This is a genomic window from Microbacterium sp. AC132 (assembly GCF_979258525.1).
In genome coordinates this window covers 2340737-2362604 of the sequence record NZ_OZ409862.1, presented here as the reverse complement: position 1 = coordinate 2362604, position 21868 = coordinate 2340737, and the positions used below count along the sequence as shown (strand labels likewise).

Annotated in this window: 20 protein-coding genes; 6 read left to right on the top strand and 14 right to left on the bottom strand. The window is 69.6% G+C overall.

The features are described from left to right. The first annotated feature begins 56 nt into the window (after positions 1-56). From ACZZZQ_RS11190 to ACZZZQ_RS11180, 3 genes are read left to right on the top strand one after another with little or no spacing between them, the layout of a single operon-like run. Positions 57-326: a hypothetical protein gene (locus tag ACZZZQ_RS11190; RefSeq protein ID WP_053097657.1), complete on the top strand. Its 270-nt coding sequence runs from the start codon at positions 57-59 to the stop codon at positions 324-326. Between the two features lies 1 nt (position 327). Then, positions 328-1056, top strand: a complete 729-nt coding sequence (locus tag ACZZZQ_RS11185; RefSeq protein ID WP_072591776.1) for a histidine phosphatase family protein — start codon at positions 328-330, stop codon at positions 1054-1056. Beyond that, positions 1040-1900 (top strand): ADP-dependent NAD(P)H-hydrate dehydratase, encoded by an 861-nt coding sequence (locus ACZZZQ_RS11180; RefSeq protein WP_463507565.1) that lies wholly within the window; start codon positions 1040-1042, stop codon positions 1898-1900. The genes ACZZZQ_RS11185 and ACZZZQ_RS11180 overlap by 17 nt, the downstream gene beginning before the upstream one ends. A gap of 3 nt (positions 1901-1903) precedes the next feature. Here ACZZZQ_RS11180 and ACZZZQ_RS11175 read toward each other — a convergent pair whose 3' ends face one another. The 6 genes from ACZZZQ_RS11175 to ACZZZQ_RS11150 form a co-directional block, all read right to left on the bottom strand. Continuing rightward, positions 1904-3568, bottom strand: a complete 1665-nt coding sequence (locus ACZZZQ_RS11175) for an alpha-amylase family protein (RefSeq protein WP_463507564.1) — start codon at positions 3566-3568, stop codon at positions 1904-1906. Beyond that, on the bottom strand, positions 3565-4530 hold the full coding sequence (locus ACZZZQ_RS11170) for a TIGR03885 family FMN-dependent LLM class oxidoreductase (RefSeq protein ID WP_056279514.1): 966 nt from the start codon (positions 4528-4530) through the stop codon (positions 3565-3567). The genes ACZZZQ_RS11175 and ACZZZQ_RS11170 overlap by 4 nt, the downstream gene beginning before the upstream one ends. Before the next feature lie 93 nt (positions 4531-4623). Then, positions 4624-5310, bottom strand: coding sequence for a response regulator (locus ACZZZQ_RS11165; RefSeq protein WP_463507563.1), 687 nt, complete (start codon positions 5308-5310; stop codon positions 4624-4626). Beyond that, a complete protein-coding gene (locus ACZZZQ_RS11160; RefSeq protein ID WP_463507562.1) occupies positions 5307-6497 on the bottom strand; it encodes a sensor histidine kinase in 1191 nt (396 codons plus the stop codon). The genes ACZZZQ_RS11165 and ACZZZQ_RS11160 overlap by 4 nt, the downstream gene beginning before the upstream one ends. Further along, positions 6494-7336, bottom strand: coding sequence for a hypothetical protein (locus tag ACZZZQ_RS11155; protein WP_463507561.1), 843 nt, complete (start codon positions 7334-7336; stop codon positions 6494-6496). The genes ACZZZQ_RS11160 and ACZZZQ_RS11155 overlap by 4 nt, the downstream gene beginning before the upstream one ends. Beyond that, on the bottom strand, positions 7333-8265 hold the full coding sequence (locus ACZZZQ_RS11150; protein ID WP_463507560.1) for an ATP-binding cassette domain-containing protein: 933 nt from the start codon (positions 8263-8265) through the stop codon (positions 7333-7335). Before ACZZZQ_RS11150 ends, ACZZZQ_RS11155 begins: the two co-directional genes overlap by 4 nt. Positions 8266-8522: 257 nt before the next feature. Between ACZZZQ_RS11150 and ACZZZQ_RS11145 the strand changes: the two genes are divergently transcribed. From ACZZZQ_RS11145 to ACZZZQ_RS11135, 3 genes are read left to right on the top strand one after another with little or no spacing between them, the layout of a single operon-like run. Further along, positions 8523-9989 carry a DUF2252 domain-containing protein gene (locus ACZZZQ_RS11145; RefSeq protein ID WP_463507559.1) on the top strand — a complete coding sequence of 489 codons (1467 nt, stop codon included), beginning with the start codon at positions 8523-8525 and terminating at the stop codon, positions 9987-9989. Continuing rightward, on the top strand, positions 9986-10720 hold the full coding sequence (locus ACZZZQ_RS11140) for an ion channel (RefSeq protein WP_320490555.1): 735 nt from the start codon (positions 9986-9988) through the stop codon (positions 10718-10720). The genes ACZZZQ_RS11145 and ACZZZQ_RS11140 overlap by 4 nt, the downstream gene beginning before the upstream one ends. Then, a complete protein-coding gene (locus ACZZZQ_RS11135; protein WP_463507558.1) occupies positions 10717-12336 on the top strand; it encodes an MFS transporter in 1620 nt (539 codons plus the stop codon). The genes ACZZZQ_RS11140 and ACZZZQ_RS11135 overlap by 4 nt, the downstream gene beginning before the upstream one ends. A gap of 37 nt (positions 12337-12373) precedes the next feature. On the opposite strand, the gene ACZZZQ_RS11130 is transcribed toward ACZZZQ_RS11135, so the two are convergent. The 8 genes from ACZZZQ_RS11130 to ACZZZQ_RS11095 form a co-directional block, all read right to left on the bottom strand. Continuing rightward, the gene (locus tag ACZZZQ_RS11130; protein WP_463507557.1) at positions 12374-13954 is read right to left on the bottom strand and encodes a GMC oxidoreductase; all 1581 of its coding nucleotides are present in this window, start codon (positions 13952-13954) and stop codon (positions 12374-12376) included. 25 nt (positions 13955-13979) lie between these two features. Beyond that, positions 13980-15470: an MFS transporter gene (locus ACZZZQ_RS11125; protein ID WP_463507556.1), complete on the bottom strand. Its 1491-nt coding sequence runs from the start codon at positions 15468-15470 to the stop codon at positions 13980-13982. Positions 15471-15599: 129 nt separating this feature from the next. Further along, entirely contained in the window at positions 15600-16577 is a 978-nt protein-coding gene (locus ACZZZQ_RS11120) for a fumarylacetoacetate hydrolase family protein (protein ID WP_463507555.1), read from the bottom strand. Beyond that, positions 16574-17578, bottom strand: a complete 1005-nt coding sequence (locus ACZZZQ_RS11115; protein WP_463507554.1) for an amidohydrolase family protein — start codon at positions 17576-17578, stop codon at positions 16574-16576. Before ACZZZQ_RS11115 ends, ACZZZQ_RS11120 begins: the two co-directional genes overlap by 4 nt. Beyond that, on the bottom strand, positions 17575-18711 hold the full coding sequence (locus tag ACZZZQ_RS11110) for an FAD-dependent monooxygenase (protein WP_120493731.1): 1137 nt from the start codon (positions 18709-18711) through the stop codon (positions 17575-17577). Before ACZZZQ_RS11110 ends, ACZZZQ_RS11115 begins: the two co-directional genes overlap by 4 nt. 45 nt (positions 18712-18756) lie before the next feature. After that, positions 18757-19755, bottom strand: a complete 999-nt coding sequence (locus tag ACZZZQ_RS11105; protein WP_320490568.1) for a cyclase family protein — start codon at positions 19753-19755, stop codon at positions 18757-18759. Then, complete coding sequence (locus ACZZZQ_RS11100; protein ID WP_463507553.1) at positions 19755-20732, bottom strand: fumarylacetoacetate hydrolase family protein; 978 nt, start codon at positions 20730-20732, stop codon at positions 19755-19757. Before ACZZZQ_RS11100 ends, ACZZZQ_RS11105 begins: the two co-directional genes overlap by 1 nt. 79 nt (positions 20733-20811) lie before the next feature. Continuing rightward, positions 20812-21828 (bottom strand): VOC family protein, encoded by a 1017-nt coding sequence (locus tag ACZZZQ_RS11095; protein WP_120493734.1) that lies wholly within the window; start codon positions 21826-21828, stop codon positions 20812-20814. Between the last annotated feature and the right edge of the window lie 40 nt (positions 21829-21868).

Sequence of the window (21868 nt, the reverse complement as noted above, 5' to 3'; positions counted from 1 at the left end):
TCGGCACACTCGCTTCGATCGCATAGCGTCGGCCACACGAGAGGGAGGAGCGCACAATGAGCACGAACATCGAGATCGACGGCCGGAATTTCGTGCTGCGTGACGATCGCCCTCTGAGGCAGGTGATGGACGAGATCGAGGCCGCCGCATCCGCAGCGCCGACCTTCATCACCCTGTCGGGCGACGACCGCAGCATCAGCGTGCTCATCCGCCCCACGACGCGCGTGGTGATCTCGGTCGAGAAGGCCGCGCACGTCGATACGACCGGACGCATCGAGCCGGACCACGCCTCATGGGACCTCCCGTTCGAAGACTGGGAGATGTGACGTGCAGGAGCTGTGGCTCGTCAGGCACGGAGAGAGTGTCGGCAACGTCGCCGCGACAGCCGCGGAGACCGCCCGCGCCGAGGTGATCGACCTCGCGACCCGAGACGCCGATGTGCCGTTGTCGACCACCGGCGCCGAGCAGGCGCGAGCGCTGGCGGCCGCGTTGCACGGCGGCCCTGTCACGCCCCAGGTCGCCTGGTTGTCGCCGTACGTGCGGGCCCAGCAGACGTTCGCGCTCAGCATGGAGGGCGTGGAGGGCGTTGCCGGCGTCGAGCGGGTGCTCACCGACGAACGGCTGCGCGACAGAGAGCTCGGCATCCTCGATCTGCTGACCCGGTGGGGCGTCGCCGCCCGGCATCCCGAAGAGGCCGACCGTCGGGCGCGACTGGGCAAGTACTACCACCGGCCGCCCGGAGGAGAGTCGTGGGCCGATGTGTCCCTGCGCCTGCGGTCGTTCCTGCGAGACGCACTGGCCGACGACGCCCGCGTCGGTCTCGTCGTCGCGCATGACGCGGTCGTGATGCTGCTGGTCGCACTGCTGACCGGGATGGACGAGACGCGCCTCATGCAGTTCGCCTCGACGAACCCGGTGCTCAACGCCTCGGTGACGCGGCTGCGCCTGGACGGCCGGCAGTGGCAGCTCGAGGACTTCTCCGACGTGCGCCACCTCGCGCAGCTGGGCGCCGATATCACCGTGCACCCGGGAAGCCCCGATGTCGGCCCGGGATGAGCCGACGCGGGTGACGCCGCAGCTGCTGCAGGAGTGGGGTCTGCCCGACCCCGGCGACTCGAAGAAGTCCCGCGGCACGGCGATGATCATCGGCGGCTCGTCTCTCTCGGCCGGCGCGGTCGTGCTGGGCGGGGAGGCCATGCTGCGCGTCGGAGCGGGCAAGGTCGCGGTCACGACCGACGCCTCGGTCGCGGATGTCGTGAGGATCGCGTTCCCCGAGGCCGGGGTCTACGAATCGCCCGGTCCGGGCGAACCGATGACCGACGACCTGCGCAGCGCCTGCGAAGGAGCGGATGCGGTGCTGGTCGGGCCCGGGCTGGACGACCCCGAGGATGCCCTCGGGTGGCTGCGGCGGCTGGCGGGCCACGACATCTCCTGCCTCGTGGTCGACGCCTTCGCCGTCGGTGCACTGCGCGACGTGCCGCGCTCGGATCTTCCGGCGTGCCTGATCGTCAACGCCAATCTCGACGAGGCCGAGCTCCTGCTGGGCCGCCCCGTCGACGACCTCTTCTCGGAGCTGCCGGGACTCGCTCAGGAGCTCGACGCCGTGATCCACTGCTACTCCGCCGTGGTCTCACCCTCGGGCGCCGCATGGCGACTCGACGACGGCGGCCCCGGCCTCGGCACGGCCGGATCGGGCGACGTCGTCGCGGGCGCCATCACCGGCTTCGCCGCCCGAGGACTCGCCCCGGAACGCGCCGCCGTCTGGGGAGCATGGGCACACGCCCGCGCAGGAGACCGACTCGCCGAGCGGATGGGTCTCGGCTACCTCGCCCGCGAGCTGGTGCGCGAACTCCCCGCCGCCGTGCTCGACGGCGACAGGGCTCGAGGCGACGTCGACTGAGCCTCAGGTCACGCGTCCGTCGCCCGGTCGCGAGACCCGGAGCCAGCGGTAGCCGTATGCCGGCACCTCCAGTTCGACCTCGCCGTCCGGCCCCAGCGCGATCTGGGCGGGATCGAGCAGATCGACGAGCCTCGTGCCATCAGGCTCGTCCTCCACCCGGAACGAAGTCGTGACCGGCACCTCGGCGAAGTTGTGGAGGGCGATCATCCTGCCCACGTCCGCGGCGAGCGAGTGCGCGAGAAGCGAGGCGGCCGGCTGGTCGATGATCTCGAGCGTTCCCCAGCCGAGTTCCGGCGAGATCCGGTACGCCGAGGTGAGCGCCCGAACGAAATACAGCATCGACTCGCGGTCACCCAGCTGCGCGGCGACGTTCACGTGCTCCGGCGCGTACCCGTCGGACGGTGGCCGAGCGACGAGCCGGCTGGGCGCGGCATCCGAGAATCCCCCGTTCTTGTCGACCGACCACTGCATCGGCGTCCGCACCGCTTCGCGGCCGGGGATCTCGATGTTCTCCCCCATGCCGATCTCCTCGCCGTAGAACAGCACCGGGGTGCCGGGCAGGGTGAAGAGCAGGCTGTAGGCCATGCGGATGCGACGAGGGTCGCCCTCGAGCATCGGAGGAAGGCGGCGGGTGATGCCCCGCCCGAACACGCGCTGGCGCTCATCGGGCGCGAAGGCGTCGAACACCTCCTGACGCTCGCTGTCGCTGAGCTTGTCGAGGGTCAGCTCGTCGTGGTTGCGCAGGAAGTTCGCCCACTGCACCTCGGATCCGAGCACGGGTCGAGCCCGCAGCGCCTCGATCAGCGGAGCGGGGTCCTTGCGGGCGAACGACAGGTACAGCGACTGCATCCCGACGAAGTCGAACTGCATGGTGAGCTCGTCCTCATCATCACCGCCGAAGTACTGCACCTGCTGGTCGTAGGGCAGGTTGACCTCGCCGAGCAGGATCGCCTCGCTCGACCGGCGCTGCAGGAAGCGGCGGATGTCGCGCAGCAGATCGTGGGGCTCGGGGATGCCGGAGCCCTCGGGGATCTCGAGCAGGAAGGGCACCGCATCGACGCGGAAGCCGGAGATGCCCAGCTGCAACCAGAAGCCGATGACCTTCGCGATCTCGTCACGCACCCGGGGGTTGGCGATGTTCAGGTCGGGCTGGTGCTCGTAGAAGCTGTGCTGGTACCACTGCCCCGACTTCTCGTCCTTGCCCCAGATGCCGTTCGCCTGCCCGGGGAAGACGGCGTTCTTCTGCCCCTTCGGAGGTGCGTCGTCACGCCACACGTAGTAGTCGCGATACGGCGAATCCACGCTCCGTTTCGCGGCGAGGAACCACGGATGCCGGTCGGAGGTGTGGTTGATGACCAGGTCGACGATCACCCGCATCCCGCGGTCCCGTGCAGTGCGGATGACCTCGACGAAGTCGCCGTGGGTGCCGAGTCGCGAGTCGATCCCGTAGAAGTCGCTGACGTCGTAGCCGTCGTCGCGGTCGGGCGTCGGATAGAACGGCATCAGCCACAGGCAGGTGACGCCGAGCTGCGAGAGGTAGTCGATGCGCTGGGAAAGGCCCTGTAGATCGCCGACGCCGTCGCCGTTCGAGTCGAGGAACGTCTCGACGTCGAGGCAGTAGATGACTGCGGTCTTCCACCAGAGGTCGCTCGTGTCGGTGATCTTCACAGTCGCTCCTTCAAGGCGGGGATGAGCTCGGATGCTGCGGCGTCGAGGTATCGGGACTGCTCGGAGCCGACGTGATGCAGGTAGACGCGGTCGAACCCGATCCGAACCAGATCCGCGATGCGGTCGGCCAGTGCGGTCGCGTCGTGGTCGATGAGGACGGCCTTGCGGAGCCCCTCCTCATCGATCCCGACCAGCGCCGCCTCGAAGTCCTCCGGCTGCTCGAGATCCCAGGTGACCGGAGGCGCGAGCAGTCCGTTCCGCCACTGCTCGCGCGCGATCGCGAACGCCGCATCGTCGCTCTCGGCCAGGCTGAGATGCACCTGCAGGATGCAGGGACCCGTGCCTCCTGCACCCCGGTAGGCATCGACGACGCGCTGCAGTGCGGCCGGTTCCTGCGCGACCGTAGCGAGGCCCTGCGCCCACGACGCCGCCCACTCCGCCGTCTCGGCGCTCACAGCGGTCGCGAACAGCGGCGGCGGTTCAGCCGGTCGGCTCCAGACCCGCGCGCGATGCACGCGCACCAGACCGTCGTGGTCCACCTCCTCTCCCCCGATCAGTCGGCGGATCACGTCGACGCTCTCGCGCAGTCGGTCGTTGCGGATGCTCTTGTCGGGCCATCCGTCGCCCGTCACGTGCTCGTTGACCGCTTCACCGCTGCCCATCGCCGCCCAGAAGCGGCCGGGGAACATCTCCTCCAGCGTCGCGAACGCCTGCGCGATCATCACCGGGTGATACCGCTGACCAGGAGCATTGACCATGCCGATCGAGAAGCGGGTGCGGGCGAGCGCGGCGGCGATCCAGCTCAGGGCGAAACCCGACTCGCCCTGAGCCGTGGTCCACGGTGCGAGGTGGTCGGAGCACATCGCCCCGTCGAACCCTGCGCGCTCCGCCTCGACCACGGCCTCGAGCAGGGCGCTCGGGGGGATCTGCTCGTGCGATGCATGAAAACCGATGAACACCATGCGCCGAGTCTGGCAACGAACAGCGCGCGGCGGCAGTGGTGGACACTCCGGAACGAGTCTGGCAAGATGCGACGCCCGGATCGGCCCGCGGTCTCAGCTGCCCGGGCTCACGATTCCGAGCTCGTAGGCCAGGATCACCGCCTGGACGCGACTGGGCAGATCGAGCTTCACCAGGATGCGGCCGAAATGCGCCTTGACCGTCGACTCGCTCAGATGCAGCGTCTGCGCGATCTCGCTGTTGGTGAGGCCGCGCGCGACCTGCAGGAAGACGTCACGTTCCCGCTCGGTCAGCGCCGAGAGCGCGCCCTCACGGGCCCCGGGGTTCGGCGGCGCGAGGTGCGGCAGGGCGACCTCGATGAGCTTCGCGGTGATGCGGGGTGCGACCACCGCATCCCCGGTGGCGACCGTGCGGATCGCGGCGACGAGCTCGGCCGGTCTCGTGTTCTTGAGCAGGAACCCGGCCGCCCCGGCCTGCAGGGCTCCGAAGGCGAACTCGTCGAGATCGTACGTGGTCAGCACCAGCACCCTGGTCCGCGGCAGACGCGCGGCCAGGTCCTGCGTGGCCCGGATTCCGTCGATCCCCGGCATCCGCACATCCATCAGGATGACGTCGGGGGTCAGCGCGATCGCGGCCTCGACGGCGGAGGCGCCGTCGGCCGCTTCGCCGACCACATGCACGTCGTCCTCCGCCTCGAGCACGAGACGGAGGCCGTAGCGGACGAGCTCCTGGTCGTCGGCGATCAGCACGCGGATCCGATCGGTGGGTGCGTCCGGGGTCATCCCGCTGCCTCCGTCTGAAGTCGCACGAACACGCGCCAGCCGCCGCCCGGTCGGGGCCCCGCCTCGACGTGTCCGTCATAGAACGCGGCGCGCTCGCGGATGCCGACCAGACCGCGGCCCGGATCGGCGATCGGCACCACCGGCGCGGATCGATCCTCCACGAGGATCGACAGTCCGTCGTCGGCGACGCTGATCCTCACCAGCACGTCCTGCACCTCGCGCGCGTGCCGGAGGACGTTGGTCAGCGCCTCCTGCACGACGCGGTACACCGTGAGCCCGACCATGGCATCGGGGTCGATGGCACCGACCTGCTCGAACCTGACCGGCAGTCCTGCGCTGCGCGATTCGGCGACGAGGGCGGGGATGCGCTCCATGCTGGCCTGCACCCGCTGGCGGTCGACGGCGTCGGTCTCACCGCGGACGGAGGTGAGCAGGCGACGCATCTCGACGAGGGTGCGGCGCCCGGTCTCGGCGACACGTCCGATCGCACGACGCGATTCCTCGGGCCGCGATTCCGCGGATGCCTGCGCACCGTCGGCGACGGCGATCATCACGGCGAGGCTGTGGGCGATCACGTCATGCATCTCCCGCGAGATCCTCTCGCGCTCGAGGACGGCGGCGATGTGCGCCTCCTGGTCCCGCTCTCGGCGCATCTGCTCCGCGCGCTCCACGAGTGCCTGCAGCTCGCGTCGCCGATGGCCGACGTCGAGTCCGACGAGGGTGGCGATCAATGCGACGGCGATCACGACCGCGCTGATCCCGAGCCAGTCCAGTGGCCAGGCGTCCACGTCGACCCGCGGCGCCAGCCCGAGCAGGGGCGGACCGACGCGCACCCGGATCGCGAGCACCAGTGCAGCGATCGTCCCGGCCGCCGCCGCGGCGGCGAATGCCAGCCACGCCCGCTGCGGGCGGGCGACGCCGCCGCTGCGGTACAGCGCGCCGACGACCAGCACCGCTTCGGCACCGGAGCCGCCGGCGAACGACAGGGGCAGGAGCACGAGCACGACGATGAAGGCCGCCAGCGGATGCCGTCGCGACACGAGAACCGCTGCGACGCCGGCGACGAAGAGCGCCACCAGCGCCCACGCCGGAGTCGTCAGCGAGGACTCGACAGACAGATAGCCGAGCACCAGCGACACGGCCGCGTAGACCCCGAGCATCGCGAGGTCTGATCTCCGCCCACTCATACGTCTCTCGTGCGCAGAGCGAGCGCACCCGCGGCGAGCGCGACCGCTGCCCAGATCGACGCGATGAGCCAGCCAGCGCCGACGCTGATGTGTCCGGCCCACAGGTCGAGGAACGGTCCGCCCTCCGCGCCGACACGGCTCATCGCGTCGCCCGCGTTGCCCAGCTGTCCGATCCGCAGGATGCGGGAGATCAGGCCGTAGGGAAGCAGCGACGTGAGCACGGGAAGCAGCAGAGTGGCGAGGAAGACGATGATCGCGCCTGCGGTCGTCGACCGCACCAGTGCCCCGATTCCCACGCCGAACAGCGCGCAGAGTCCGAGGTACGCGGCCGAGCTGAGCAGGGCGAGCACGACTCCCGGCGCGGCGAGCGGTGCCGCGAGGCCGAACTGCGCGTAGATCGGTGTGGTGAGCGCCCACGCGCTGAACACCGTGATCAGGGCGACAGCCGTGACAGCGGAGGATGCGACGAGCGCTTTCGCGCGCAGTATCCGCAGCCGGTCGGGCACGGCGACGAAGGTGGGCTGAATGGAGCCCGATGCGTATTCGGCCCCGATCAGCATGACTCCGAGGATACCGGCGATGATCTGCCCCAGAACGACGGTCGGCACGGTGACGTCGGCCATGGTGCGTTCGATCGACGGCACCGACGGCGCCCCCGATGACTCGAGCGTCACGCCGAGGAAGAGGCTGCCGCCGATGCCGATCAGGAAGATTCCGATCAGGGCGAGCGCGGCGGAGGGAAGACTGAACAGCTTGATCCACTCCGAGCGCAGCACGTGTCGGAACGCGGGGCGGCGAGTGCGGGCATCCGTTCGTCGGGGACTCGTCGTGATGGTCATCGTCGTGCTCCTTCTTCGGTGTGCTGCGCCCCCGCGCGGTATTCGGTGTCGGCTGCGGTGAGGGCGAGGTAGGCATCCTCGAGCGACCCCTCGATGGTGGCGATCTCATGCAGCACGATCCCCGCGTCGGCTGCCCTGCGAGCGATGTCCTCCGCGGCGAGGTTCTCGATCTCCAGCGCGCCGTCGACCTGCGACGCGACCGTCGCCTCCGGCCCCGCCAGGAGGGCCGCCAGTCGGTCCGCCTCCCGCGTCCGGACGCGCACCACAGAGCGCGTCGCACCGGCGACCACCTCGTGCAGAGGTCCGTCGGCGAGGATCGATCCTCGCCCGATCACGAGCAGATGGTCTGCCGTCTGGGTCATCTCGCTCATCAGATGCGACGACAGCAGCACCGTCTTCCCCTCCCCCGCCAGTTGCCGCAGCAGAGCCCTGATCCACAGGATGCCGTCGGGGTCGAGACCGTTCACCGGCTCGTCGAGGATGATCGTCTGCGGATCCCCCAGCAGGGCGGCGGCGATGCCCAGCCGCTGGTTCATGCCGAGCGAGAATCCCCCGACTCGCCTGTCGGCCACGGCATCCAGACCCGCGATCCCGATCACCTCCCGCACTCGGGCCGCACCGATCGCGTGCGTGGCGGCGATCGCGAGCAGATGCTTGTAGGCGGTACGGCGTCTGTGGGCCGACCGGGCGTCGAGCAGAACGCCCACCTCGCGCAGCGGCGCGGGCAGATCGGCATAGGGGCGACCGTTCACCTCCGCCGTGCCGGCCGTCGGCCTGTCCAGACCCACGATCATTCGCATGGTGGTGGACTTGCCGGCCCCGTTCGGCCCCAGGAATCCGGTGACCGTGCCCGGTTCGACCGTGAAGTCGACCCCGTTCACCGCCACCCGCTCGCCATAGTGCTTGGTCAGAGACTGAACTCGGATCATGTCGCGCCTTTCGTCATCTTCGACGCTACGAACGGCCGCACACGGGCACATCGGGCTGCGGTCCTGAACAGGGCGAGCGGCCAGTACCTGGGTCTACAGAGGGATGCCACCGGTGATCCCGCCCGAATCGGCCTCACCCGCTTCGGATGAGCCCATCGCACATTCTCTGGCCGACCGGTGCGCGCACTGCGATACTGAGCGCAGAATCTCGATGACCGTCTTCTCACGTGCCGGTTCCACCCGAGATGAGGAGCGAGATGGCGAAGACCCGTTCGTCCGACGCACCGGGAGCACCTGCAGCACCGCACCCGGTCGCACCTGATTTCGTCCTGCGGCGCAGCCGAGGAAGGGATGCCCGGATCCGCGCCCCCAGATCGGGCCAGGGGCCGTGGATCCCACCGACGGATCGCGCCGATCCGATCGGGCTGCTGGAGGGCCAGGCGGCGTCACGGGTCGAAGAGCTCGTGCCTGTGCGGCACTCGCGGATGGCGGCTTCTCCGTTCGCCTTCTTCCGCGGCAGCGCCCTGCTCATGGCCGCGGATCTCTCGACGACACCCCACAGCGGTGTGATCGCACAGATCTGCGGTGACGCGCACCTGTCGAACTTCGGGCTGTTCGGCACGCCGGAGCGGCAGCTCATCTTCGACATGAACGATTTCGACGAGACGCTGCCCGGGCCGTTCGAGTGGGACATCAAACGACTGGCGACGAGCTTCGCCGTGGCCGGACGCCAACGGCGCTTCACCGCCGCGCAGATCCACGACTGCGTCGAAGCCGCGGTGCGCGGATATCGGATCGCCATGAGCCGCGCTGCCGACGCGTCGGTCCTCGACGCCTGGTACGACCGATTCGACGCGGACCGCGCGCAGCGGCGCATCCGTTCCGCGAGGCGGAAGGGGCGGTCCGACGACGAGACGGTCGATCGGCTCGACGCCGCACTCGCCAGAGCGCGGAAGCGCGATCACGCGAAGTCGTTCTCGAAGCTCGTGGACCGCGAGGACGGCCAGCTGCGGATCCGAGGGAATCCGCCCCTGATCGTGCCCGTGGACGAGCTCGCCGCAGGCCACGACGGATTCGACGACGTGAGCGCGATGCGGGAGCTGCTCGAGGAGTACCGACGGACTCTGCCCGGCGGACGCCATCCCCTCTCCGAGTACCGCTACCGGCATATGGCGCGCAAGGTGGTCGGGGTGGGCAGCGTGGGCACCCGCGCGTGGGTGATCCTCCTCAGCGGACGCGACGACGACGATCCGCTGCTCCTGCAGGCGAAAGAGGCACAGCCGTCGGTGCTGGAGCAGTTCCTCGGTCCCAGCGAATTCGATCACGCCGGCGAACGAGTCGTTCGCGGGCAGCGACTGATGCAGGCGGCCTCGGACATCTTCCTCGGATGGCAGCGCGTCACCAGCCTCGACGGCGTCACCAGGGACTTCTACATCCGCCAGCTCCAGGATTGGAAGGGCGGGATCGATCCCGAGGCGATGACTCCCGGAGGCGCCGCGCTCTATGCACGGGTCTGCGGTGAGACCCTCGCCCGGGCCCACGCCCGCAGTGGCGACCGCCTCGAGATCGCCGGATATCTCGGGCGCGGCCGAGGATTCGAGAGCGCCATCATCGCGTTCGCCGACACCTACGCCGACCAGAACGAACGGGACTTCGCCTCGTTCCGCGCCGCTTTGGATTCCGGGAGGCTCGCCGCCGCCGATCTCGAACGACCCGCGCCATGAGCACTCCGCTTCAGACGAGGCGCCCGGTCGCTGCGCATGCCGCGGGACGCAGAGCCCTGCGCGGCAGGCACGGCGTCCCCGGCTACGTGGCCGCCCTTGTGCTGCTGGCCCTCTCCTACTGGATCTGCGCCGTCCAGCGCACCACGAACCCGAGTCCGTCCGCCTTCCTGCTCATCCTCGCCACGGTCGCCGTCGTCTTCCACATCACCGCCGTGCGAGCCGTCATCCAGCACGTCGCGTGGATCGTGCTGGCCACCGCCGGCGTGGCGACGATCGTCGCCACGCTCGTCGGCGCGGAAGGGCGGATCCTGGACGTCATGTTCTCGGCCGCATCCATCGCCGCTCTTCTGGTCGCTCCGGCCGCGATCGTGGCTCACCAGGCGCGGCGGCGTGGATTCAATCTCGAAGCGCTGATGGCGACGATCACCGCCTACCTCCTCGTCGGCATGCTTTTCACCTTCGTCTTCAACCTCGTGTCGCTCGTGTCGAGCGCTCCGATGTTCGGCGACGGGAGCGAGGACTCGCTGTCGAATCAGCTCTTCTTCTCCTTCACGACGCTGACGACGACGGGATACGGCAACCTCGCACCGGTGACATCGGGCAGCCAGGCGGTCGCCGTCGCCGAGGCGATCACGGGCCAGCTGTTCCTCATCACCGCGGTCGCGCGCATCATGCGCGGCAGCAGTCTTCGACCGGCCACCCGGCCCGACTCTCGCCAGGAGGCGTCATGAAGAGGTGGAACGTCGTCATCGTGCTCGGCAGCGCGCAGTTCGTGATGGTGCTCGACGGCACCGTCATGAACGTGTCGATCTCGACGGTCGTGGACGACCTCGACACCACCGTGGCCGCGATGCAGGGCGCGATCACGTTCTACACGTTGACGATGGCGGCCTTCATGCTGCTCGGAGCGAAGCTCGGCGATGTGTGGGGTCGGCGGCGAGCCTTCGTGATCGGATCCTGCGTGTACGCGGTCGGCTCGCTGGTCACGGCGGTGAGCCCGAACGTGCAGACCCTGTTCCTCGGCTGGTCGGTCATCGAGGGGCTCGGCGCCGTGCTGGTGATACCCGCCATCGCCGCGCTCGTCGCCGACAACTACCAGGGACGCGAACGGGTCACCGCGTTCGCCGTCATCGGCGCGGTCTCGGGGGCCGCCGTGGCCGCCGGTCCGCTCATCGGAGGCTTCGTCACGACGTACTTCGACTGGCGCTACGTGTTCGCTGCAGAGGTGGTGATCATGATCGGGGTGGTGCTGTGCGCCCGGATCATCACCGACGCCACCGAGCGGGTCCGCATCCGCATCGACCTCCTGAGCGTCGCGCTGTCGTCAGCGGGCCTCGTCGCCGTCGTCTTCGGGATGCTGCAGAGCAAGGTGTGGGGATGGATCGTGCCCCTGCGCATCCCCGTCATCGGGGGCGTGCCGGTCGCGCCGCTCGGCATCTCGCTCGCGGCGTGGCTCATCGTCGTCGGCGTGCTGCTCGTCGCGCTGTTCATCGCCAGGCAGCGGATGCTCGTGCGCGTCGGGCGTCAGCCCCTCGTCACCGTCGAGATGTTCCGGATCAGCTCTCTTCGCAGCGGTCTCTCGGTGCTCGGCGCGCAGTACGCCGTGACGGCGGGACTCTTCTTCATGGTGCCGGTGTACCTGCAGATGACACTCGGGCTGGATGCCCTTCAGACCGGCATCAGGATCTTCCCGCTCTCGGTGGCCCTGGTGCTGTTCTCCATCGTCGGCACCGCCCTCACCAAGCGGATGTCCCCTCGCACCATCGTGCGGATCGGTCAGCTCCTTCTGGTCTTCAGCGCGCTGGTGCTGCTCGGATCGGCGACGAGCGACCTGCGCAGCGGCCTCTTCGCCGTCGGCATGTTCCTCTCGGGTGCGGCTCTCGGGCTGCTCGCCTCGCAGCTGGGCAACGTCAACATGTCGAGCGTGAGCGCGAAGGAGACGAGCGAGGTGGGCGGTCTGCAGGGGGTCTTCCAGAATCTGGGATCATCGCTCGGCACCGCACTCATCGGGTCGATCCTGATCGGGGCCCTGTCGACCTCGTTCGCCTCCGGAGTCGCCGCGAGCGACCTCTCCGCGACGACCCGCGCCTCGGTGGCCGCGTCGACCGAGCACGGCGTCACGATCGTCCCCGCGTCGGCCGTTCCCGCGATCGCCGAGGAGGCGGGGCTCAGCGCCGACGACGCAGAAGCACTGGCCGAGATCTACCGCGAATCGCAGCTCTCCTCGCTGCGTGTCGCGTTCTTCGGACTCATCCTCATCAGCCTCTTGGCGCTGTTCTTCTCGCGCGGCATCCCTCAGGAGATCGAGGTCCGTCGACGACGCGAAGACAGGGTCGTCGACGGATGACCGGGCGGTCCTCAGACCGCACGGTCATCGCCGGCGCTCAGAGCCGCGACGCCGCCTCCCGCGCGCCGCGCACCGCGATCGCGACGCTGGTGAGGGTCGGATTCATGGTGTTGGCGGTGGGGATGAGAGCGTTGCCGCCGACCACGAGGTTGTCGAAGCCCCACACCCTCGAATACGGATCCGCGACGCTGGTGCCGTCGTCGTCGGTGCCCGCTCGCATGGTTCCCATGTAGTGCAGGCTCGACCCGTTCGGCAGCAGCCGCGGCTCGGCGATGAACGTGCCCAGGGCCGCACCGGCGCGACGCAGATGCGCCGTGGCATCCGAGATCTCCGCCTCCTCGACGTCGGTGAGGGCGTACTCGATCGTCATGTTCGGCAGACCGCGGTAATCGAGCTCGTCGTCGTCGAAGCGCACCCCGTCCTCGATCCGCGGATGCTTGCGCACTCCGTACCCCATGTTGACGTATCCCCAGCGGTTGCCTGCGTGCGGGTGCGACGCGTCGAGCGGGAAGGGCGGGTTCTCGGCATACATCACCTGCAGCGAGAAGGGATGGTCGGGCTCCGAGAACGGGATGCGGTTCACGGCGGCGACGGGATCCGCCGGGTTCGTCGCGCGGCGGGCGAGCTCGCGCTCGAGCTCGTCGTCCGTCACGAGGTCGGCCATCCGGTCGCCGTCGAGCGACACGGTCGAGATCACCACGTGGTGCTCGGTGAGATAGCGGCCGAGGGCCGTGGGGCGGATGCCCGATGCCCACAGCAGCTGCGGCGAACGGAAGGCGTCAGCGGCCACCACGACGAGGTCCGCGGGAAAGGACGACGTCTGCCGGGTGCGCAGGTCCTCGACCACGACTCCGGTCGCGCGGCTCCCGTCGTGCTCGATCCGCCGCACCAGCGAGAGGTCGCGCAGTGCGAAACGGGCGCTCTCGTCGGTGCCCGGCTCGATGAGCGGACCGAGCACCATGTCGGCGCCCGCCCACACCATCGTGCCGTCGGGCTGGGGGTCGCCGGCGATGGGCAGAGTGCTCACGCCGTATCCGTCGGGGAGCTCGGCGGCGAACTCACCCTCGAGCAATGCGCGGATGGCACCGCCGATCGGCGAGTCGGCGAAGGCCGCACCCTGGTGATGCAGCAGCTCCTCGGCCGTCGTGATCAGCTCTTCCCACTCCTCGTCGTCGATGAACGGGAGCTTCTCGCTGAATGCCGGACGCGGGATCGCGCAGGTCCAGTGCGATCCCTGGCCCCCGACATTCGTCGCCGCCGCGACAGCCGGGAACGTCGGGGCGTGGGCTGATCCCTCTCCGCCGAAGTCGAGCAGGTGGGTCCCCTGCCGCGCCGTGAACATGCCCTCGACGACGACTCCGGCGGGGATGCCCAGAGACTCGCGGAAGGCGCCCGCCTGCGGACCCTGCGCCATCTCACGCGCGCGAGCCTTCTCCTCGGGATCGACGATGTTGCGGACGCTGGCGCCCGGCCGCTCGGTGATCTGCGGTCCTGCTTCGAACATCACGACCCGCGCGGTCGGATGACTCTGCAGGATCACGCGCGCGTAGGCGGAGCCGATCGGTCCGCTGCCCACGATCGCGACGGTCGGATGCTCGGAGGCGGTGTTCTCAGACATGGTTGTTCTCCCGGTGCGTGCGGATTCAGGCGGTGACGGATTCGACGGAGGCGATGGGGTCGTGCTCGTCGGCCAGACGTCCTCGGGGCATGAGCAGCGCGACGACGAATCCGATGGCGTAGGCGACGGCGAGCGCGGCGAACACCGGTGCGAAGACGTCGTGGTAGATGCCGGCGACCTCGATCTGCAGGGCCGGGTCCGACACCTGCACCAGCTGCGGGGTCAGCGCTGTCGCGTCGAGCCCCGACGGCAGGAGCGCTGCGACGCCGAAGCCGACGACGCCGCCGATGACGGCGGTGGTCACAGTCGCGCCGACCTGTCGCACGATGTTGACGGTCGCCGTGAGGGTGCCGGTCGCGCTGCGCGGTGCGGCGCTCTGCACGACCGTGACGATCAGGCTCATGAACGCGCCGGTGCCGATGCCGACCACGAACATGACGGCCATCGGCGCCCACAGCGGCAGGCCGACCGGCAGCAGCGCCATGACGGTCAGGCCGGCGGCCCCCAGAGCGGTGCCGACGATCGGGTAGACCCGGTAGCGGCCGGTGCGGCTCGCGAGGAAGCCGGATGCCAGGTTGCTCAGGAGCATCCCGAACACGGTCGCGATGGGCACGAGCCCGGAGACGGTCGCCGTCGCCTGGTACGCCATCTGCACGTAGGTCGGCAGGTAGGCGGTGATCGAGAAGAGGCCGACGCCGATGATCGCCGAGAGCGCTGTGCCGACCGCGATCGTCCGATTCGCGAAGAAGCGCAGCGGCACGATCGGCTCCTCCGCCCGCAGCTCGGCGAGCAGGAACGCGGCGAAGGCGACGAGGGCCGCGGCTAAGGCGACGACCGTGGCGGTGCGCAGCGCCGGGTCGGCCACCCACGAGACGGCGAGCACGAGGGCCACGAGCGCGGTCGTGAAAGAGACGGCGCCGGCGATGTCGAACCGGCGCAGCGCGCCCGGTGCGATGCGCGGCACCGCGACGAGAGCGAGCGCGAGGGCCGCCACACCGACGGGGATGTTGACCCAGAAGACCCACTGCCAGCCCCAGAAATCGGTGATGAGCCCGCCGAGGACGGGACCCACGAGGATCGCGATGGGGAAGGCGGCCCCGATGACCGCCATGTACTTCGGACGCTCCCGCGGCGAGGTCACCTGGGCGATGATCGTCTGCGACATCAGTTGCAGACCGGCGGAGCTCATGCCCTGCAGCACTCGTGCCCCGATCAGCCAGGGCATCGTCTGCGCGAAGCCGCAGGCGAGGGAGGCGAGGAGGAACACGACGAGCGAGGTGAGGAACACCGCTCGGGGGCCGACCACGTCGCCGAGCTTGCCGAGCACCGGAAGCAGCACGGTGCTCGCGAGCGTGTACCCGACCACGACCCACCCCATGTGCTCGAGGGCGCCCAGCTCACCGGCGATGGTGGCGAGGGACGTGGAGACGATCGTGTGGTCGAGCGCACCGAGGAAGGACACGGTGAGCAGCGAGACGACGAGGAGACGCAGACGCAGCGTCGAGAGTGGAGGCATGACCGATGACCCGATCGATCGGGCAGTCGACGCGACTTCGTGTGCCCCGCTCGCAACGTCACGAGCGGGAACGGGTTCGAGGAACCCCGGCGCCGAGTTCAGCATACGGGATCTTTAGTCGGTTTTCAACTAAAGTGCACGCCGACGCGCACGGGATCGGCTCCTGGCACGCGGCACCGCGGGCGCGGTGACGGGCGCGCCCACTCTCCCGACGAGTTCACCGATCCCCTCCACCACCATGCGCACCACGTCGCCCTCGACGAGCGGAGGTGGCGTGAGCGCGCCGTTGCGCCCCCACAGCTCGCCCAGGCACCCGCCGTTGCCGACGGTGCCGCTGCCCAGGACGTCGCCCGGCACGACCCGCGAGTTCCGCGAGGCATAGGCGACGAACTCGGGAAACGGCCAGCCGGCGTTCGAGACGAGGTCCTCGCCGATCAGCTCGTCGTTCACGAAGACCTCGGCGCGGATCGCGAGGAAACCGTCGTCGTCGAGATACGGCTCGAGCTCATCGGCCGTGACGATCCACGGCCCCAGGCTCATCCCGAAGTCCTTGCCCTTCGACGGACCGAGGCGCACCTTCATCTCGCGGGCCTGCAGGTCGCGGGCCGACCAGTCGTTCATGATCGTGTATCCGAAGATCAGCGACGCCGCCGCCCCGGCGTCGAGATTCGACTCCCCGACCCCCGGGGCGCCTCCGATCACGACCGCGACCTCCAGTTCGAAGTCGAGTCGTTCGGTCACCGGCGGATGCAGCACATCCGCAGGCCCCAGGATCGTGTGCGGGTTGCCGAAATAGAAGGTCGGCGCGTCGTACCACTCCGGCGCCACGTCGCTCTTGCCCTCGACGCCGGCGCTCACTCCCTCGACGTGCTCCTCGAAGGCCACGAAATCGCGCACCGACGCGGGCGCGACCGGAGCGAGCAGGGTCACCTCGGCGAGCGCCGCTCCCGTCTCGCCCTCGACCTCGCGGTGCAGGTCGCGCGCGGCGTCCAGCCCGAGCGCGAGCACATCGGCCACACGCAGCCGGCGCGGGAAGGAGACCACCCGATCGCCCTCGACGAAGCCCTCGCCGACCTCGCCGTCGACGCTCCAGCGGGCGATCCTCATGCCCGCACCCGCCGCCCGAGCAGCTGTGCGGCGTTCTCCTCGAGGATGCGGTCGACGACCGCGGCTTCGAGCCCCGACCCCCGCACGAACTCGACCGGGTCGTCGAGCCCCATGTCGAACGGATAATCGCTGCCCAGCAGCACGCGCGACTCCCCCGCGACCTCGATGAGTCGCCGCAGCGCGTCGGGGTCGTGCACCACGGTGTCGAACCAGATCTTCGAGAGATATGTCGAGGGCGCGTGCGCGCAGCGCTGAGCCTCGGGACGCACCGTCCATGCGCGGTCCGAGCGCCCGATCGACAGCGGCAGGTAACCGCCGCCGTGGGCCGCGACGATCGTGAGCTGCGGATGCCGGTCGAGCACACCCGCGAAGATCAGGTGCGAGAGCGCGACGGCGTTCTCGGCCGGCTGCCCGACGGTGTTCGACAGGTAGAACCGATCGAGTCGTTCGTCGAGGCTGCAGCCGAACGGATGCAGGAAGACGACGGCGCCCAGTTCGGCAGCCCGCGCCCAGAAGGGCTCCAGTCGCTCATCCGAGAGCTCCACGTCGCCGGCGAACGACGAGATCTCGACACCGGCGAGACCCCGGCCGAGCACCGCGTCGTCGAGGCACTCGACGATGCGCGCCGGGTGCTGCAGCGGAACGAGTCCGAGACCGATGAGCCGCTCGGGCGCCTGCGCCACGTGCTCGGCGACCAGTCGGTTGGCCTCGTTCGCCGCCCACACGGCCAGTCCCTCGGGAGCCCAGGGGTAGAAGTGGTTGGGTGAGGCGCTGACCCACTGCACGTCGACGCCCTGCGCATCCATGTCGGCGAGACGCACCGGCACGGACGTGAGCTGGGGGATGCGCGCGCCCACCATCGGGCCCGAGACAGCCAGGCTCTCGGCACCGTTCCGAGTCAGCTCGAGTGCGGCGGCCTCGCGCACGAGGTCGGGCACGCGTCGCTCGACCTCGGCCTGCAGCGACGGCAGCAGGACGTGAGCATGGACGTCGGTGGTCATGCCGGTGCCGCCATCTTCTGCGCGATGCCGAAGATGAGTCCGCCGGCGTCGGCGTCGCGATCGTGCTCGAGCTGCCAGCGACCGAGCTGCACCGAGGCCTCGACGACGGCCTGCGCACGAGGCAGGCGACGCGCGTGGAACTCGTCGAACAGCGAGTCGTCCACGGCATCCCGCGTCGTCAGCAGCTCGGTGAGCACGAAGGCGTCCTCGAGCCCCTGCGCAGCGCCCTGGGCGATCGTCGGAGGGCAGGAGTGCGCCGCGTCGCCGATCACGATCACCCGCCCGCGGTTCCACGGCGCGGGCACGACGTGCTGGGTGAACCAGGTGTAGTTGGCGACGGCGCCCGCCTCGAGATCGGCGCGGATCGAGTTCCACGGACCGTCGTAGGCACGCGACGCCTCGAGCATGATCTGCGTGGCCTCCTCGCCGGAGACCCCGAAGCGATCCTGCGCGTCCTCCACGAGGAACGCGTACATGGTGTCCTCACCGGTCGGCGTGTACCCCGCGATGTACATGGGCCCGCCGTAGTAGAGCTCGGACCGTTCGACGTCGGCGGGGCGCGAGACGAACGCGCGCCAGATGCCCATCCCGGTCGGCTCCGGCTTGGTCTCGATCCCGACGAGGTCCCGCACGGCGGAGTGCAGCCCGTCCGCGCCGATCAGCAGGTCGTACTCGCCTGCCGACCCTCCGTTCACGACGACCTCGACGGAGTCGGGACCATGCTGCTCGACTCCGGTGACCTTCGCACCGAAGCGCACGTCGGCTCCGGCCGCGCGCGCGTGCTCGAGCAGGATGCTCGTCAGTTCGGCGCGAGGCATGCCCATAGCGGCCGGGTAGTCGGGGCCTCCGGTCTTGACGTCCGGCAGCGCCGCCACGATCGGGGCGCCGGGACCGGGTGCGCGCAGATTCAGTCCCTCGAACGGGAATCCCGCCGCGCGGATGTCGTCCCACGCGCCGAGCGCATCGAACACGCGCAGGGCGTTGCCCTGCAGCGAGATGCCGGACCCGAGGGTGGACGGCGCGTCCTTCGCCTCGAAGACGTCGACCTCGACGCCGGCCTTGGCGAGCTGGATCGCGGCGGCGAGTCCGGCGACGCCGGTGCCGGCGATCGCGACCTTGCGAACTGCGGTCATGAGCAGAACCTCTCTGTTCTGGGTGATCGTGCGGGTGTGAGTGGACTAGAGGATGGCGACGGGGTTGACCGGCGAGCCGACGGCCCCCGTGATCGGGAGCGGCGGCGCCGACAGGAGGAAGTCCCACCGGCCGCGCTCGGCACAGGCCTCGGCGAGCTCATCGAGGTTCCACATCTCGCCGATCGTCAGGCCGAGGTTCGGGATGACGACCTGGTGCAGCGGCTGGAAGGCCGGCACGTCGAACTCGTTCGGACGCACCTCGAACCCCCAGGTGTCGGTCGCGATGGCCGCGATCTCCGTGCGATGCAGCCACCCCGCGGTGGTCAGCGACAGTCCGGGCGCCGGTCCCCCGGCATAGTCGCCCCAGCCCTCGCGGCGGGTGCGTGCGTACTGTCCGGTGCGGACCACGACGATGTCGCCGCGCCCCACGACGCTGGAAGCGCCCTGCGCGGCGATCGTCGCCTCGATATCCGCGACCGTGATGGCGTGACCGTCCGGCAGCTCACCGGTCTCGGGGAACAGGTGTCGGCCGACGTCCAGCAGCACCCCGCGCGAGACGATGACGGATGCCGCGTGCTCGATGCCCGTGACGAGGTCGCCCTCGCTGGTCACGACGTCGCCCGCCCGTCGCCCGTTCCAGGCGTTGCCGTGGTCGAAGATGTGGCCGAGGCCGTCCCACTGCGTCGAGCACTGCAGGGGCATCGCGATCACGTCGTCCGCCCCGCCGATGCCGTGCGGGAAACCCTGGTTGCCGCGCTCGGCGTCGACACCGGTGTCGGTCATGGTGTGCACCGGGTTGGTACGCCTGCGCCACCCCTTCTGCGGGCCGTCGGTGTCGAAGCGCTGCGAGAGCGAGACCACCCGGCCGGAGGACACGAGCGACGCGGCCTTCACCCGAACGGCGTCGTCGATGAAGTTGAGGGTGCCGAGCACGTCGTCGCTCCCCCAGCGCCCCCAGTTGCGATACGCCGTCGCCCGGGCCGCGATCTCGGACTCGGGGTCGGCGCGGTCGAGATCGGCCGGATTCTCGGAGGGCGTCCCCATCACGAGGCCCCGTCCGTCTTCTGGGTCACGCAGCGCACGACCTGGGTGCCGAGGTTGGCGATCGTGCCGGTCATGACGTCTCCGTCGCGGAGGAACCGCCGCCAGTGCTGGCCGTTGCCGGCAGGGCTGCCCGTCAGCAGCAGGTCACCGGGGTACAGCGGGTGGGTCTGCGACGCGGCCGAGAGCAGCGCCGGGATGTCGAACAGCAGATCGCTGGTCGATGCGTCCTGCATCGTCTGCCCGTTGAGGTCGAGGCGCACCGCCGCGTCACTCGCCGAGACGAACGGTGCCGGTACGAGGAACGGACCGGTCGGCAGGAATCCGGGTGCGTTCTTGGCCCGATACCAGTCGGTGCCGATCTCCTTCATGTCCTTGCGGAAGACCAGATCGCGGGTCGTCACGTCGTTCACGATCGTGTAGCCGGCGATGTGCTCCCAGGCGTCCTCGCGCGAGACCTGGAAGGCCTCCTTGCCGATCACGAGGGCGAGCTCGAGCTCCCAGTCGTGCACCTCGCTGTACGCGGGCAGCACGAGGGGGACGTCGTCCCCGACGACCGCGGCGGGCAGCCCGATGAAGAAGTAGGGCTCGCCGTTCGCCTTGCGGTCGTCCATCATGGTGGCGGCGAACTCCCGCGCCTCGTCGGGCGTGCGATCGGAGTTCTGGGTCAGGCCGGCTGCGACGAGCTCGATGACGTGCTCGCGGTAGTTCGCGCCGGTCTGCAGCACCTGACGCGGCTCGACGGGAGCGGTGAGGGTGACCTCCGCGAGCGGGATCCACGGCCCGTCGCTCCGGGCGATCGTGTGCAGTCTGTCCCAGTCGGGGGCCGCGAGGAACTGGTTGAGCCCGTCGGCTCCGAGCTCCTCGGACGAGAGCGGGCGGATGCGCTCGCCGACCGCGAGGCCGAGACGCACGCGCCCGTCGTCGCGATAGCGCGCCAGTGCGAAGGGTGCGTCGGGTGCTGTTGTCGTCGTCGTCATCGTCGGTCGATCCTCTGTCGTTCAGTATGGCGTCACGGAGGTTCCGGGGCGGACGTCGACGTCCGCTCCGGGCGGGCGCTCAGCCCTGGCCGTGCTTGGCGTACGGGTTGAAGAGCGCTTCCTTGATCTCGTCGGGCACGCCCTCCTCGGTGGCGGAGGGGCCGTCCGCCGGCGGGAACGACTCCGTCATCGACATCGGCATCGCGCCGTTGCGGTAGAAGTTGTTCGAGCCGAGCGAGGGCTTCCAGGTGTTCGCCTCCCAGTCCGGGACGTAGTTGCGGTAGCCGCCCGTGTTCAGCTCGATGCGCAGCGTCGACGGCTCGCGATAGTAGAGGAACGTCTGCTCCCCGATGCCGTGGATGTTGGGTCCGTATTCGATCGGGATGCCGTTCTCCATCAGGGTGTCGGCGGCGATCAGCAGCTCTTCGCGGGTGTCGACCCAGAACGCGTAGTGGTTGACCCGACCGGCGCGCGTGGATCCGTCGAGCACGACGCCGAGGTCGTGCGACTTCTCGTTGGTCGTGAGCACCGAGAACACCGAGATCGGCGCCTCGTCGAGCACGGTGCGCGCCATGAAGCGGAAGCCGAGCACGTCGACGTACCAGGCGACGAAGGCGTCGACATCGCTCGTCGCCACCGTGACGTGGTCGAGCTGACGCGGTGCGCCGGCGATCTTGCTGCGCTTCTCGGGACGGTCGGGGTAGATCGAGGCGGCGTCCGTCGTCGACTGGTGGCGCTCGACGTCCCAGTGGAGGGTCATGTCGTGGCCGAAGGGACCGGTGAAGCGGTAGGCACGGCCGATCTTGAATCCGTCGATCCACTCGCCCTGGATCCCCGCGGCCTCGATGCGCTTCGCGGCTTCTTCGAGCGCCTCGGCGCTGGACGTGCGCCAGGCCATGGTCTCGAGAGACGGCTCGTCTCCGGGGACGACGACCACCGAGTAGGCGTAGTAGTCACCCCAGCAGCGCAGGTAGACGCGACCGTCTTCGCGGGCCACCTCGGTGAGACCGACCTGGGTCTTGTAGAACTCCACCGATGCCTCGACGTCCGGCGACGTGATCGCCACGTAGGACAGGTGGGAAAGCAGCTTGATCATCTTCGATCCTTTCGTGGGGGCTCTGGGACCTGCCCCGCGA